The sequence below is a fragment of the Nonomuraea sp. NPDC001636 genome (assembly GCF_040298265.1).
In the GTDB taxonomy this organism is placed as follows: Bacteria; Actinomycetota; Actinomycetes; order Streptosporangiales; family Streptosporangiaceae; genus Nonomuraea.
In genome coordinates this window covers 104,722-119,233 of record NZ_JBEOZT010000007.1, presented here as the reverse complement: position 1 = coordinate 119,233, position 14,512 = coordinate 104,722, and the positions used below count along the sequence as shown (strand labels likewise).

The window sequence follows — 14,512 nt, the reverse complement described above, 5'->3', positions numbered from 1 at the left end:
GAGGCCCCCGGACGCTGTTGTCCGGGCGGACGAACCGGAAGCCGCCGCCCGGTGCTCGCCGACCAGCTACGGGACGGAGGCGGCTGCGACCATGACCGGCGTGACCGATCTCATCCGTGACCGTCGCGACTCCCGGCCCGTCGAGGCCGCGTGCGCCGCGGCGCAGGCCGCCGCCGACGGCGCGGGCGTCGACATCCGCCCGCTGGACAGCGTCGGCGAGCTGGAAGCCGTCCGCCGCCTGTACGAGCACATCTGGCGCACCGGCGAGAACAACCCCCCGGTGACGGCCGACATGTTGCGCGCGTTGTCGAAGGCGGGCAGTTACGTGAGCGGCGCCTTCGACGGCGACCGGATGGTGGGCGCCTGCTTCGGCTTCTTCTCCCCGCCGGCGCGCGCCGCCCTGCACAGTCACATCGCCGGCGTGCTGGCCGGCATGCAGGGCCGCAACGTCGGGTTCGCCATGAAGCTGCACCAGCGGGCCTGGGCGATGCTGCGCGGCGTCGGCGAGATCTGCTGGACCTACGACCCGCTGGTACGCCGCAACGCCTACTTCAACCTGGCCAAGCTGGGCGCCGACCCGGCCGAGTACCTGCCGGACTTCTACGGCCCCATGGACGACGACATCAACCGCGCCGACGCCACCGACCGCGTCCTGGTCCGCTGGCGGCTGGAGACGCCCGCCGTCGAGGCGGCCTGCGCGGGCCGTCCGGCCGTGGCGGACGCGGCGGCGGCCAGGGCGGCGGGCGCGGCCGTGGCGCTGGAGGCGTCGGCGGCGGGCGGGCCGCTGGTCCGGTACGCCGGCGCGGCCACCGTCCTGGTCGGCGTGCCGGGCGACGTCGAGGCGATGCGCGAGAGCGACCCGGCCCGCGCCGCCGACTGGCGCAGGGCGCTGCGGGACGTGCTGGGCGAGCTGCTCGAACAGGGCGGCCGGGTACGCGGCTTCGACCGGACAGGCTGGTACATCGTGGACAGACAGGAGACGGAGTGAAGATCACCGGTGTGGAGGTCCGCACGGTCGAGATGCCGCTCGTGACGCCGTTCCGCACGTCGTTCGGCACCGAGACGGTACGGCGGGCGGTGCTGGTGCGGGTCGTCACCGGCGAGGCCGAGGGCTGGGGCGAGTGCGGCGCGGGCACGGCGCCCCTGTACTCCTCGGAGTACACCGACGCCGCCGCCGACGTGCTGACCCGGTTCCTGGTCCCGGCGCTGGCCGGCGTGGCGGACCTGGACGCGCACAAGGTCGCCCCGGCGCTGGCGGCGTTCAAGGGGCACCGGATGGCCAAGGCCGCGCTGGAGACGGCCGTCCTGGACGCGGACCTGCGCGCCCGCGGCGTCCCGCTGGCCCACGCGCTCGGGGCGGTGCGCGCCAGCGTGCCGTGCGGGGTGTCGGTGGGCATCACCGGGTCGATCCCGGCGCTGCTGGACGCCGTCGCCGAGTACCTGGACGCGGGCTACCTGCGGATCAAGCTGAAGATCGAGCCCGGCTGGGACGTCGAGCCGGTCCGGGCCGTGCGCGAGCGGTTCGGCGACGTCCCGCTCCAGGTGGACGCCAACACCGCGTACGGGCGCGGCGACGCCCGGTACCTGGCCGGGCTGGACCCCTTCGGCCTGCTGCTGATCGAGCAGCCGTTCGCGCAGGACGACCTGCTGGGGCACGCCCGCCTGGCCGCGCGGATCACGACGCCGATCTGCCTGGACGAGTCGATCGTGTCGGCCCGCGCCGCCGCCGACGCGATCGCGCTCGGGGCCTGCCAGGTGGTCAACATCAAGCCGGGCCGGGTCGGCGGCCATCTGGAGGCCCGGCGCATCCACGACGTGTGCGCCGCGCACGACGTCCCGGTGTGGTGCGGCGGCATGCTGGAGACCGGCGTGGGCCGGGCCGCCAACGTGGCGCTCGCCGCGCTGCCCGGGTTCCTGCTGCCCGGCGACACCTCGGCCTCCGACCGCTACTACCGGACCGACCTGACGCCGCCGTTCCGCCTGGAGGACGGCCACCTCGCCGTGCCGACCGGCCCGGGGATCGGCGTCGCCCCGATCCCGGAGGTGCTGGAGGAGGTCACCGTCGCGACGACGTGGGTGCCGCTGCCGTCCTGATCTGTTGGTCCGTTCCGACAGATCGGCCGGGGGCATTTCGTCGTCCAGGATGAACGACGTGCCACCGGGGCGGCGCTAGCTTCGGGAGCATGCTTGTCCCCGTGACCGGCCTCCCGCGTGCCAGCCTGGGCCGCGTCCTGGAGGAACTCGGTACCACCCTGCTCCAGGTCGTCTGCGGCGACGCCGGGCTCGCCCGCGACATCGGCGGCGTCGTCATCCACGACCCGCTCGACGAGCCCGAGCTGCCCGCCGACGCGCTCGTCCTCGGCGTCGGCCTGCACGACCCGGCCGAGATCGCCCAGGTCGTGACCCGGCTCGGGCGGCACGGCGCCGCCGCGCTGGTCGTCCGCGCGCCCGTCGTCGCCGATGAACGGCTGGTCGCGGCGGCGGGCCGGGCGGGGGTGGCGGTGCTGGCCTTCGCCCGCGGCGCGTCCTGGACGCACCTGGCCGGCATGCTGCGCGAGCTGACCTCCGACGGCGGCCGGCTCGGACCCGACGCCCACGCCTCGGGCCGGATCGGGTCCGGCGACCTGTTCGCCGTGGCCAACGCCATCGCCGCGCTGCTCGACGCGCCCGTCACCATCGAGGACCGCCACTCGCGGCTGCTGGCCTTCTCCAGCCGCCAGGAGGACACCGACACCTCCCGCGTGCGCACGATCCTGGGCCGCCAGGTCCCCGAGCAGTACACCCGCATCCTGGAGGAACGCGGCGTCTTCCAGGCGATCTACCGCAGCGACCGGCCCGTCTTCGTGGCGCCCCTGCCCGACCCCGAGGGCCGGCAGCCGCCCGCGCTGCCCCGGGTGGCGATCGCGGTGCGCGCCGGCGACGAGATCCTCGGCACGATCTGGGTCGTCGTCCCCGAGCCGCTGGGCGAGGAGCGCAGCCAGGCGCTCTACGAGGCGTCCAAGCTGGTCGCGATGCACATGGTGTGGCAGCGCGCCGACGCCGACATGGAACGGCGGCTGCGGGCCGAGCTGCTGGGCACCGCGCTGGAGAGCGGGCCCGGCTCCCTGGAGGCCGCCCGCCGCCTGGGGCTGAAGGACGAGCCCGCGGTCGTGCTCGCCCTCACCGTCGTCGGCCCGCCGGGCGAGAGCCCGCTGCCCGCCCAGCTCGCCGCCGAGCGCAAGCGGCTCGCCGACGCCTTCGCCATGCACCTGTCGGCCGTGCACCCGCGGGCCGCCGCCGCGCTGGTCGGCGACGTCGCCTACGGCATCCTGCCGCTGCCGCAGAACCGGCAGGATGCCGACGAGCGCGCGGTCCTGGTGGCCACCGAGTTCCTGGCCCGGGTCGGCTCCCGGCTGCGCCCGCTGGTCGGGGTGGGCCGGCCGGCCGGGGACAACTCGGCCCTGGCCCGCTCGCGTTCGGGCGCCGACCGGGCGCTGCGCGTGCTGCGCTCGGGTCCCGCCGGACGGCAGGTGGCCCGCCTGGACGACGTGCACGTGGACGCGCTGCTGCTGGAGCTGGCCGACCTCGTGCCGCGCGGCGACGTCCCCAGCGGGCCGATCGCCCGGGTCGTCGCCTACGACAAGGAGCACCAGACGAGCCTGGTCGAGACGCTGGACGCCTGGCTCGACGCCTTCGGCGACGTCTCGGTGGCCGCCGCCGCGATGTTCGTGCATCCCAACACGTTCCGCTACCGGCTGCGCCGCGCGGCCGAGGTGGGCCGGATCGACCTCGGCTCCCCGGACGCGCGCCTGTCGGCCATGCTGCAGCTGCGCCTGATGTCGATCAGGTCCGCGCCGGACGACTGACCGGGCCGCGCAGGCCGAGCGTGCCGATGAGGAAGGCCAGCCATTCGGCGTCCTGGGCGACCGCCACGTCATGGGGGGTGGCCGCGCCGTGCCCGGCGTCGTCGAAGACGTGCAGCAGGACGGGCTCGTCCCCCTGCTGGGCCGCCTGGAGGCGGGCGGCGAACTTGCGCGCGTGCCAGGGACGGCAGCGCGGGTCCGTCGCCCCGGCCTGGAGGTAGACCGCGGGGAAGACGCCGGGGCGCACCCGCTCGTACGGCGACATCCGGAGCAGCCGCCGGACCTCCTCGGGGTCGTCCGGGTCCGCCCACGCCTTGCGGATGACGAAGTCGAGGTACGGGTCGCGGATGCCGCCGATCAGGTCCAGCAGCGGCGCCCGCGGCAGGACGGCCCGCCACAGCTCGGGCCGGGTGGTGACGGCGATCCCGCACATGAGCCCGCCGTCGGAGCCGCCGGTCAGCGCCAGCCGGTCGGCGGCCGTCACGCCCTCGGCGATCAGGTGCTCGGCGACGGCCACCAGGTCGGAGTCGCGGACGTGCCGCCGCTCCCGGTGCGCGGCCCGGTACCAGTCCCCGCCGAACTCGCCGCCACCGCGCAGGTACGCCTGCACCAGCACGCCCCCGGCGGCGACGAAGGCGGCCAGGTCCGGCTGGTACTGGGGAAGCAGGGGCACGTTGGCCGCCCCGTAGGCCGAGACGAGCACCGGCGCCGGCCGGTCCGGGCCGAGACCGGCCGGGCGCACCACGTGGTAGGGCACCGCGACCCCGTCGGCCGCCACCGCCTGCCCCTCTTCCACCTCGGCGTCGAGCGTGACCGCCGGGGCCGACAGGGTGTGCGGCGCGCCCTGGCCGGGCCGGTGCCGGTAGACGCCCCAGGAGCTGGTCAGCGTGGAGAAGGCGAAGACGAAGTCGGCCGCGGGCACGCCGGTGGCCAGGCCGGTCAGGGCGAAGAAGGGGGCGGCGAGCGCGCCCCGGCCGGGCAGCGGCACCTCGCCGGCGACGGCGCCCGCGCGGTCGAGGATCCGCACCCGGGCGAACGTCCGGTCGAACTCGCTGAGGTACAGGTGCTCGCCGACGGGCGTGAGCGAGCGCAGCACGGTCTCGCCCTCCGGGACCAGCTCGGCCCATCCCGACGGGTCGTCCGGGTCGGCGGCGTCGAGCGGGATGGCGACCACCCGGCCGCGCGGCGCGCCGACGTCGGTCACCGCCACGTAGCGGTCGCCGACGACGTGCCCGGCGACCGTGCCGGCGCAGCTGGTGACGAAGGGCCGCCACGCGGACCCGGGCACGGACAGGTCGCGGACGGCGCACGGGATCGGGCTGCCCACCCGGTGCGCGGCCACCGCCCAGCGACCGTCCGGGGAGAACTGGACGAGCGTGTACTCCCGCGAGCCCGCCGGGACCGGGATCGGCTCCAGGACGGTCTCCCCCGGCGTCCCGAGGCGGTGGCTGAACACGGCCTGCCGGAACTCCTCCGGCGGGCCGGTGAGCGCGAGGAAGGAGAAGCCGCCGCTGTCGGGCGTCCAGGAGACGCCGCCGGCCCACGCGCTGTGCAGGACCTGGCCGGGCGCGTCAAGCGTGCGGCCGGTGTCCACCTCGACGAGCCGGATGGTGTTGTGCTCGCTGCCGTCGGTGCACACGCCGAGGGCCAGGACGCGGCCGTCCGGGGAGGGCGCCAGCCAGGACAGCACCGCGTCGTGCGTGCCGCCGAACCGCGCCAGGTCGGCCACCGTCCGGCCGGGGCCGTAGGGCTCGTCGGCGACGACCACGGTGGACGCCGTCCGGCCGGGCGGGGTGACCGGGCGGAACCAGCGGCCGGCCGCGTACCTGGGCAGGGCCGGGCGGGATCCGGTGTCGAAGGCCAGGACCAGGTCCCGGACGGCCGCCGGGTCCTGCCCGTCGTAGGCGACGGCGGCGGCCAGCTCGGCCTGCCGCCGCTGCCACCGCCGCACCTCGGGCGTCTCCTCCTCCAGCCACCGGTACGGATCGGGCACGCGGACGCCCGCGACGTCCTGGACGACCTCGACGGTGCGCGCGGGCGGATAGGAAAGGGTCACGACAACTCCGGCGATTCAGGACGGGCAGGACGGGCGGCGGCGAACTCGGCCTGGAGCCGTTCGAACGCGCCGGGGACCCGGCTGACCCGGCGGACGTGGATCAGGGCGTCGTAGGCGGCCGGGAAGTCGTCCACGGGGTCGAGACCGCCGCTGGCGAGCGTGCCGTCGATCCCGTCGAACAGCTCGCCCGGCGCGCGGCGCAGGTCGACGACGGTCACGGGCGGGCCGAGCCGGTCGAGCGGCGCCTCCACGCAGTTCGGCGGCAGGGTGCGCGCCTCCAGCGAGACGTCGCAGTCGAACGGGCGCGGGGAGCGCTGCGTGAAGCGCACCTCCGGGCCTGACCCGTAGGTCGTGCCGACGACGACCAGGCCGTCTCCCAGGGACGCGGCGAGCAGGCCGCCCAGCGTCGGCCGGCCGTGGAAGGGCGAGCGCCGGACGTGGGAGTTGTGGGCGCTGACGACGATCCGCTCCTCCCGTTCGAGCACCCATTCCACGGTCTCGGCCATGAACCGGTCCCGGGGGTAGGGCACGCCGGCCGGCCCGGCCTCCCCCGCCTCGGCCTCGTCGGCGAACGCCTGGAGGGAGGCCGCGCACCGGCGCAGCACCGGGTCCTGCGACCGGAGCGCGCGCCCGGCCAGCTCGCGCAGCCCGGCGAGCAGGCGGGCCCGGCCGGCCGCGGGCATGGCCGCGTACCGGACCGCCGCCTCGGTACGGCCGCCCAGGTCGCTCAGGATCAGCAGCTCCTCGTCGCCCGGCCCGGCCGGCATGCGGTCCAGGCACGCGCGCACCGCCGGGCCTGGCGAGGTGGACGAGCCGGGCAGGTCCATGCCGTAGAAGGAGACCCGCGCCGGGCCCGCCGTGTTGCGGCGGCGCATCCAGCGCAGCTGCCGCCGCATCGGCTCGCACTCGCCGAACCGGTAGGTGATGCCGTCGCGGGCGACCGTCGCGGCCGCGCCGGGCCCGCCGTGGACCCAGGCGTCCACGGCCAGCCCCTCGGCGAAGCCGGACTCCATCACGAACGCCGTGAACCCCAGCTCGCGGACGAGGAGGCGGAACAGCCGGTCCTTGAGCCGGTAGAACTCGGTGACGTTGTGCGCCCCCTCGCCGACGGCCACCACGCGGGCGTCGCCGACCAGTTCGCGCAGCGTGCGGGCGTCCGCGACGGCGGCGGCGGCCGGGTCGAGGTGGCGCAGCGGCCGGGCGAAGGCGTCGCGCGTCATGCGTGGAAGTACCAGAGCTCGGGCGTGTACAGGTAGCTGAGCAGGGCCCGGAACGACGACTGCGGGCCGGACAGCGTGTCCTTCCACACGACCAGGGTGTGCGGGGTCGGGAGGAACAGCACGGGCAGCTCCTGGGCGATCCTGGTCACCTCGGCCGACAGGGCTCCGGCGTCGGCGCCGAAGGTCGAGGCGTCGATGAGCCGGTCCACCTCGTCGTCGCGGTAGCCGCCCAGGTTGAAGCTGCCCTTGGCGTTGAACACCGTGTTGCTGCTGGGGTACCCGGCCGCCAGGTAGAGCGGTCCGTAGTCCTGCATCGCCCACTCGTTCTTGTTCGCGGGCGCGAAGGTGTTGCCGTAGTTGGCGTACATGTAGGTGAGGGACTTGGTGACGATCTTGACCTCGACGCCGAGCTTCTTGGCCGCCGAGGCGAAGGCGACGTCCCGGGCGCCGACGTAGGCGGGGGTGTTCGCGGAGGCCAGGGTGAAGCTGATCTTCTGGCCGCGCGGGACGCCGGCGCCGCACTCGCCCGGCCCCGTGCCGGGCCGCACGCACGTGGTGGAGCCGTTCGGGACCACCTGCCAGCCGTTGTCGGTGAGCAGCTTGGCCGCCGCCGCCGGGTCGTGCGGGTACGGCGGCGCGTCACCGAACGCCGGCGGGTACGGCGAGCCGCTGCCCGCCGTGCTGTAGTTGGGCGAGCCGGCGCCGTTGTAGATGCCCCGGCCGGCGATGTAGCCCGGCTGGTCGATCAGGCGCTGGAGTGCCTGCCGGACGTACGGCTGGGCGATGATCTTGTCGAAGCCGTTCACGGTGTTGCCGAAGTTGATGGTCAGCGCGTCGAAGCGGGCGGGCGCGGGCGCGCCGTAGACGTTGAACCCCTTGGCCTTCAGCGCGCCGATCTGCGTGATGAAGCTGGAGTCGAGCGTGCCGACGGTCAGGTTCCCCGCCTTGAACTGGTTGAGCACCGCGGCGGCCGAGGTGAACGCCTTGAAGTCGACCTGGTCGAGCCGCGCGTCGCCGGGCCCGCTGTAGGACTCGTTGGGCGCCAGCGAGAACGAGCCGGTCGTCGGGTCGAAGCTCTTGAGCCGGAACGGGCCGTTCACCACCTGCCACAGCGGGTTCGTGGCGAACGTGGACTGCGACTCCGACTCCTTGGTGAGGTACTTGTAGATCGCCGTGGCGTTCTTCGGCTTGGTGTAGTCGAGGTGCGGGCCGCCCGCGCGGTCGATGTCCCACGCCTTGGACGGCATCACGTACAGCAGGGTCAGCATCGACATCAGGTACGACGGGTTGTACGCCGTCTCCAGTTCGAGGGTCAGCGTGTCGGGCGCGGCGGCCTTGGCGGTGACCCCGTCGGGGAACTGGCCCGGGGTGTAGAAGCTCCAGTTGGCCGGGCTCTCCGCGAGCGCCGCCTTGAGCAGCGTCAGGGAGAAGACGACGTCACCGGCGGTGACCGGGTTGCCGTCGGACCACTTGTAGTCCTTCATCTTGATGGTCACGGTCTTGCGGTCGGCGCTGTAGACGGGCGGCTCGGCCAGGCTCAGCTCGGCGTCGGCCACCTGGTCGCCCTCGCCGCTGGGCCGGTAGAGGGAGCGCCACATCAGGCCGCGGGCGATGACGGTCCCGTTGGCGGCGGCCGGCGGGTAGGGGTAGATGTAGTTCGGGCTGAGGCCGGGGGTCAGCGCGACGGTGACCGTGCCGCCGTCCTTGGGCTTGCCCGACTGCGCCGGCTGGCTGGCGTACCCCGCGGCGGGGTCCTTCGCGGCGCCCCCGCCGCCGGTGCACGCTGTGGCGAGCACCGCCACCGCGGCGGCGAGCGCCACCGCCAGGCGTGCTCGCTGCTTTCCGGACACGTGCGTCATTGCAGGCTCCCTACATGTGGAGGTGGAGATGTCAGTCGGCGTTCATCGGTCGGCGGACGTCAGTCGGCCCGGCGCCCGACGGCGTCGCGCAGGGCGTCGGCGAGCAGGTTGAGCGCCAGCACCGTCAGGACGATGCAGCCCCCGACCGGGTAGATCAGCCACCAGTAGTCGGCCGAGATGTAGGCGACGCCGCCGGCGAGCTGGCTGCCCCAGTCCTCGGTCGGGTACGTCAGCCCGAACCCGAGGAAGCCCAGCGCCGCCACGACCAGGATCGCGTCGGCGACCTGGAACGTGATGTTGACGATGATCACGCCGAGCGCGTTCGGGATCAGGTGAGTGAGGATGAGCCGCCGGCGGGAGGCGCCCATCACCCGCGCGGCCAGCACGAACTCCCGCACCCGCAGCGTCAGCACCTCGCCGCGGACCAGCCGGGCGGAGACCAGCCAGGAGAACCCGCCGATGACCAGGCTCAGCGACAGCGCGTCGGCGTGGAAGCGGGCCGAAAGGATCAGCACGAAGAACAGGAACGGCACCGAGAGCATGACGTCGACCAGCCGCATGAGGAAGCCGTCCACGACGCCGCCGGCCAGGCCGGCGACCGCGCCGTACAGGGTGCCGATCGCGGTGGCGAACAGGGCGGCGAGCAGGCCGATCTGCAGCGACAGGCGGCCGCCGGCCATCAGCCGGCCGAGCACGTCGAAGCCGTTGGCGTCCGTGCCGAGCGGATGGCCGGGGCCGGGCGGCAGGGCCGCGTTGACCAGGTCCACGTCGATCTGGTTGGTGCGGTAGAGCAGCGGCCCGAGGAAGCAGAACCCGGCGATCAGCAGCAGGAGCAGGCCGCCGGTCAGGCCGAGCGGGCTGCGCCGCAGCCCGCGCAGCACCGAGCGCCGGCTCCGCGCCGGGACGGCCTCGGCCTCGGGGCGGGCCTCCACGTTCTGTGTGGTCATTTCGTCAGCTCGATTCGGCGGTCGGCGGCGGCGACCACGAGGTCGGCGACGAAGTTGCCGGCCACGGTCAGGACGCCCCCGACGAGGGTGTAGGCGAGCAGCACCGGATAGTCCTCGCGTTGCAGGCTGTTGAGGAACAGCAGGCCGAGGCCGGGATAGTTGAACAGCGACTCGACGATCAGGTTGCCCGCCAGGAGCGTGGGGATGAGCGTGCCGACCAGGGTGACCAGCGGCAGGCAGGCGTTGCGCAGCAGGTGCCGCAGCAGGATCAGCCGCTCGGGCAGCCCCTTGGCCCGCGCCACCCGGATGTAGTCCTGTCCGAGCTGGTCCAGGGCCGCGGAGCGCTGGTACTGGGCGAAGACCGCGACGCTCGCCGCGGCCAGCGTGATGACCGGCAGCGCCATCGCCCGCGGATCGGTGAGCACGACCCACGGCGAGTGCGACTGGGACGCCTCGGCCGGGAAGATCGGCAGCGCCTGGCTGAAGACGGCGATGAGGATCAGCCCGAGCAGGAACGACGGCGTCGCGTAGAGCACGTACGAGACCGCCGTGAGCAGCCGGTCGGCGACGCTGTTGCGCCGGACCGCCTGCAGCACGCCGAGCGGCACCGCGATCACCAGCGCCAGCGCCAGTCCGGCCGCCGAGAGCATCGCGCTGCGGCCGGCGTTCTGCCCGAGCAGGGTGGCCACGTTCTCGTTCAGCTTGTACGACCTGCCCAGGTCTCCCCGGGCGAGCTGGCCCAGGTAGCCGACGTACTGGGCGAGGACCGGGCGGTCGTACCCGTGCTGCCGGTTGAAGTCGGCGACCGCCTCGGGCGAGGCGCGCTGCCCCAGGACCACCCGCCCTGGGCTGTCCGAGACGAGGTGCAGCAGCAGGAACACCACCGCGGAGATGCCGAGCAGGACGACGACCGAGATCGCCAGGCGCCGGACGACGTACCAGGTCATGACCGGGAGGCTCCCTTCAGCGGGGTGGCGGCGGGTTCGAGCGGCTGGAGCGGGTGGTGGCAGGCGACCTGGTGGCTGCCGGTGACCGGCCGCGGAAGGGGTTCGGCCTGGGCGCACAGGTCGTCGGCCAGGGCGCAGCGGGTGCGGAAGCGGCAGCCGCTGGGCGGGTCGATCGGGCTCGGCAGCTCGCCGCGTACGCGTTCGCCGCGCGGCTGCCTGGCCTGCGGGTCCGCGTCGGGGACGGCGGCCAGCAGCCCGGCGGTGTAGGGGTGGGCGGGGGCGCCGTACACCTCTTCGGTGGTGCCGGTCTCGACCAGCTTGCCCAGGTACATGACGCCGACCCGGTCGGCCAGGTACCGCACGACGGCCAGGTCGTGCGAGATCACCACGCTGCTGAGACCGCGGTCGAGCTGGACGGCGCGCATGAGGTTGAGCACCTGGGAGCGGATGGACACGTCCAGGGCGCTGACCGGCTCGTCGGCGACCAGCACCGCCGGGTCCAGGGCCAGGGCGCGGGCCAGGTTCACCCGCTGCCGCTGCCCGCCGGACAGCTCGTGGGGGTAGCGCTCCATGACGCCCGCGGGAAGGCCGACGTCCCGCAGCAGCTCGCGGGCGCGGGCCGTGCGGTGGGCGCGGTCGCCTGCGCCCTGGATCGCCAGGGGTTCGCGCAGGATCGTGCCGATGCGCATGCGGGGGTCGAGGGCGGCGCCGGAGTCCTGGAACATCATCTGCAGCCGGCTCCGGCGCGGGCCGAGCGCCCGCGCGCCCATCCGGCTGACCGGCTCGCCGTCGAAGATCACCTCGCCGGAGGTGGGCCGGTCGAGGGCGACCAGCATCCTGCCCAGGGTGGACTTCCCGCACCCCGACTCGCCGACCAGGCCGAACGTCTCCCCCGCCGCCACCTCGAAGCTCACGCCGGAGACCGCTTTGAGGGTGCGGCGCGCGCCGAACAGGCCCCTGCCGCCGACCGGGTACTCGCGCCTGAGGTCGACGACGCGCAGCCGCGGCGCGCGCTCCGCGGACGCCGCGGGCTCGACCGGGCGGGTGCGGAAGCGGCTCCGGGCCCGGTCGGCCGGTCCGGTGGCCGGGTGGTGGCAGGCGTGGACGTGCCCGCCGTCCTCGGTCGCGGGGGCCGGGCGCTCCTCGCGGCACCGGTCGGTGGCGGCCTCGCAGCGCGGCGCGAACGGGCAGCCAGGCCCGGCCGCGGTCAGGTCGGGCGGCGCGCCGGGGATGCTGAACAGCCGCTCGTCCCGGTCGTGGGTGAGCGAGGGGATCGAGGCCAGCAGCGCGTGCGTGTAGCGGTGCCGGGTCCGGGCGAAGAGCACGGGGGTGGGGGCGGTCTCGGCCAGGCGGCCGGCGTACATGACGCCGACGCGGTCGGCGTGCCGGGCGATGACCCCCATGTCGTGGGTGATGAGGATCATCGACATGCCGAGCCGGGAGCGCAGGCCGTCCAGGAGGTCGAGGATCTCGGCCTGGATGGTGACGTCGAGCGCCGTGGTGGGCTCGTCGGCGATGACGACCCGCGGCTCGCAGGCCAGCGCCATCGCGATCATCACGCGCTGCCGCATGCCGCCGGAGAGCTGGTGCGGGTAGTCGTCCATGCGCTCGGCCGGGCGGGGCAGGCCGACCAGGGCGAGCACCTCGGCGGCGCGTTCGCGGGCGGCCCGCCTGGAGGCGCCGTGGTGCAGCCGGACCGGCTCGGCGACCTGCTCGCCGATGCGCCGGGTCGGGTTCAGCGCCGTCAGCGAGTCCTGGAACACCATCGCGATCTCGTTGCCGCGCAGCGCCCGGTAGCGCGCGGCGGGCAGGCCGACCAGCTCCTCGCCGCCGAAGTCGATCGAGCCGCCGGTCACCCGGCCGCCGGCCGGCAGCATGCCCATGATCGCGAGGCCGGTCATGGACTTGCCGGACCCGGTCTCGCCGACGATCCCCAGGGTCTCGCCGCGGTTCAGCACCAGACTGACGTCCGAGACCGGGCGGACGACCCTGTCGCCGCGCCGGATCTCGACCGACAGATCCCGGATCGCCAGCACGCGATCGCTCTCCAAATCCATCCGACGATAGTGGGACCCGCGTCCCCGGCGGTGTTCGTCGCGGACATCGAACGTTGGGGCCGGGGTTCGTCCGGGCGGACCAACTGATCAGCACTGATCAGCGCGGTGCGGAGACGGAGGCGGGCATGAGGACGGCCCGCCGGCGCTGTGCGCGGGCGGGCCGTCCTCGGTGCGGGGGTTCAGCCGGACGTGCGGCGGTCGGCGCGGCCGTCGTGCAGGTAGAGGGCGCGGCCGGTCCCGTCGTCGCCGAGGAAGGCGATCGGGGCGTGCGCGCCGCGCTCGGGTTCCAGGGGGATCAGCACGTCGTCGCGCCAGGCGGCCAGCTCAGTGCGGTACGGCACCTCGTCCAGGTCGGCGGTGATCCCCACGGGCGTCCGGCGCAGCCACAGCCGCCCGGCGCCGTCCAGGGTCACCTCCGTCTCGCAGGTGCTCGACGTGTACGTGCCGGCGTACCGGGCCGCGTTCGCGGGCGGGACGGGGACCGGGCCGGGCGCCGGGGGCGCGGGCAGCTCGACCCCGCCCAGCTCGCCCAGCACCCGGCCGGTGATCTCGGCGAACACGGGCCGCGTCCGGCCGCCGTTGGCGACGACGACCACGGCCACGTCGCGCCCCGGCGCCACGCGCAGGCACGCCGCCTGGCCGACGGTGCTGCCGTCGTGGCCGAAGACCGCGCCGCCGGGCCGGTCGAAGAGCTCCCAGCCCAGGCCCCAGGCCGTGCCCTGGTCGAAGTCGGGCAGCCTGACCTGCGGCCGCCGCATCTCCGCGACGCTCTCCGCGCTCAGCACGCGTACGCCGTCCGGGCCGGTGCCGCCGGCGAGATGCATGCGGGCGAAGGCCAGCAGGTCACGCGGCGGCATCGCCAGCATCGACCCGGCGGGCGCGTTCGAGCGGGCCAGCGCCCACACCGGGGTCGGCCGGTACGGGCCGTCCGGCGTGCGCTGGACGTGGCCGACCGCCGTGCGGTGCACGATCGCCTCGTACGGGTCGCAGGCGGCGCGGGTCATGCCGAGCGGCGTGAGCAGGTGGTCGCGCAGGCACGCGTCGAACGGCTTGCCCCGCACGACCTCGATGATCCGGCCCAGCACGCAGTAGCCGGCGTTGTTGTAGGAGAACATCTCGCCGGGCTCGAACAGCTGCGGCACGTCGTGCAGGACGTCCAGGAACCGTTCGACGCAGTCGTCGCCCTTGCCGGTGTCGGTGAAGACGTCCCCCTCGAACCCCGCGACGTGGCACATGAGCTGGCGCGGGGTGATCCGCCGGGCGGCCCGTTCGTCGCCGATCCGGAACGCCGGGAGGCAGTCGCGCACGGGCGCGTCCAGGTCGAGCCGGCCCTCGTCGGCCAGTTGCATGGCCAGCGTCGCGGTCAGCACCTTGGTGATCGAGCCGATCTGGAACAGGGAGCCGGGGGTCGCCTCGACGCCCGTCGCCGTGCTCAGCGTCCCGGCCGCGACCTCGACCGTCCGGCCGCCCGCGTGGACCGCCACGGCGGCGCCGGGCACCTGGTTCTCGGCGAGCAGTCCCGCCAGCCGGTGACGCAGCCACGCATCGATCTCCTCCAGCTCCGGCACCGGTGTCCCCCCTGGT

The 14,512-nt window shown here is 74.7% G+C and carries 10 protein-coding genes; 3 read left to right on the top strand and 7 right to left on the bottom strand.

Features of this window, described 5'->3' with window-relative positions; translation table 11 throughout:
* The first annotated feature begins 100 nt into the window (after positions 1–100).
* The 3 genes from ABT158_RS16295 to ABT158_RS16285 all read left to right on the top strand — a co-directional run bounded on the left by ABT158_RS16295 (position 101) and on the right by ABT158_RS16285 (position 3,845).
* Positions 101–988: a GNAT family N-acetyltransferase gene (locus ABT158_RS16295; RefSeq protein ID WP_352353885.1), complete on the top strand. Its 888-nt coding sequence runs from the start codon at positions 101–103 to the stop codon at positions 986–988.
* A complete protein-coding gene (menC, locus tag ABT158_RS16290; protein WP_352353883.1) occupies positions 985–2,094 on the top strand; it encodes an o-succinylbenzoate synthase in 1,110 nt (369 codons plus the stop codon). Before ABT158_RS16295 ends, menC begins: the two co-directional genes overlap by 4 nt.
* 89 nt (positions 2,095–2,183) lie before the next feature.
* Complete coding sequence (locus ABT158_RS16285) at positions 2,184–3,845, top strand: helix-turn-helix domain-containing protein (RefSeq protein WP_352353881.1); 1,662 nt, start codon at positions 2,184–2,186, stop codon at positions 3,843–3,845.
* Here ABT158_RS16285 and ABT158_RS16280 read toward each other — a convergent pair.
* The 7 genes from ABT158_RS16280 to ABT158_RS16250 form a co-directional block, all read right to left on the bottom strand.
* A complete protein-coding gene (locus tag ABT158_RS16280; RefSeq protein WP_352353879.1) occupies positions 3,823–5,898 on the bottom strand; it encodes a prolyl oligopeptidase family serine peptidase in 2,076 nt (691 codons plus the stop codon). The genes ABT158_RS16285 and ABT158_RS16280 overlap by 23 nt on opposite strands.
* Positions 5,895–7,118 (bottom strand): erythromycin esterase family protein, encoded by a 1,224-nt coding sequence (locus ABT158_RS16275; RefSeq protein WP_352353877.1) that lies wholly within the window; start codon positions 7,116–7,118, stop codon positions 5,895–5,897. The genes ABT158_RS16280 and ABT158_RS16275 overlap by 4 nt, the downstream gene beginning before the upstream one ends.
* Positions 7,115–8,977, bottom strand: coding sequence for an ABC transporter substrate-binding protein (locus tag ABT158_RS16270; protein ID WP_352353875.1), 1,863 nt, complete (start codon positions 8,975–8,977; stop codon positions 7,115–7,117). Before ABT158_RS16270 ends, ABT158_RS16275 begins: the two co-directional genes overlap by 4 nt.
* A 59-nt stretch (positions 8,978–9,036) precedes the next feature.
* Positions 9,037–9,924: an ABC transporter permease gene (locus ABT158_RS16265; protein ID WP_352353874.1), complete on the bottom strand. Its 888-nt coding sequence runs from the start codon at positions 9,922–9,924 to the stop codon at positions 9,037–9,039.
* On the bottom strand, positions 9,921–10,871 hold the full coding sequence (locus ABT158_RS16260) for an ABC transporter permease (RefSeq protein ID WP_352353872.1): 951 nt from the start codon (positions 10,869–10,871) through the stop codon (positions 9,921–9,923). The genes ABT158_RS16265 and ABT158_RS16260 overlap by 4 nt, the downstream gene beginning before the upstream one ends.
* Positions 10,868–12,928: a dipeptide ABC transporter ATP-binding protein gene (locus tag ABT158_RS16255; RefSeq protein ID WP_352353870.1), complete on the bottom strand. Its 2,061-nt coding sequence runs from the start codon at positions 12,926–12,928 to the stop codon at positions 10,868–10,870. Before ABT158_RS16255 ends, ABT158_RS16260 begins: the two co-directional genes overlap by 4 nt.
* Before the next feature lie 179 nt (positions 12,929–13,107).
* A complete protein-coding gene (locus tag ABT158_RS16250; protein ID WP_352353868.1) occupies positions 13,108–14,496 on the bottom strand; it encodes a serine hydrolase domain-containing protein in 1,389 nt (462 codons plus the stop codon).
* Positions 14,497–14,512 lie beyond the last annotated feature (16 nt).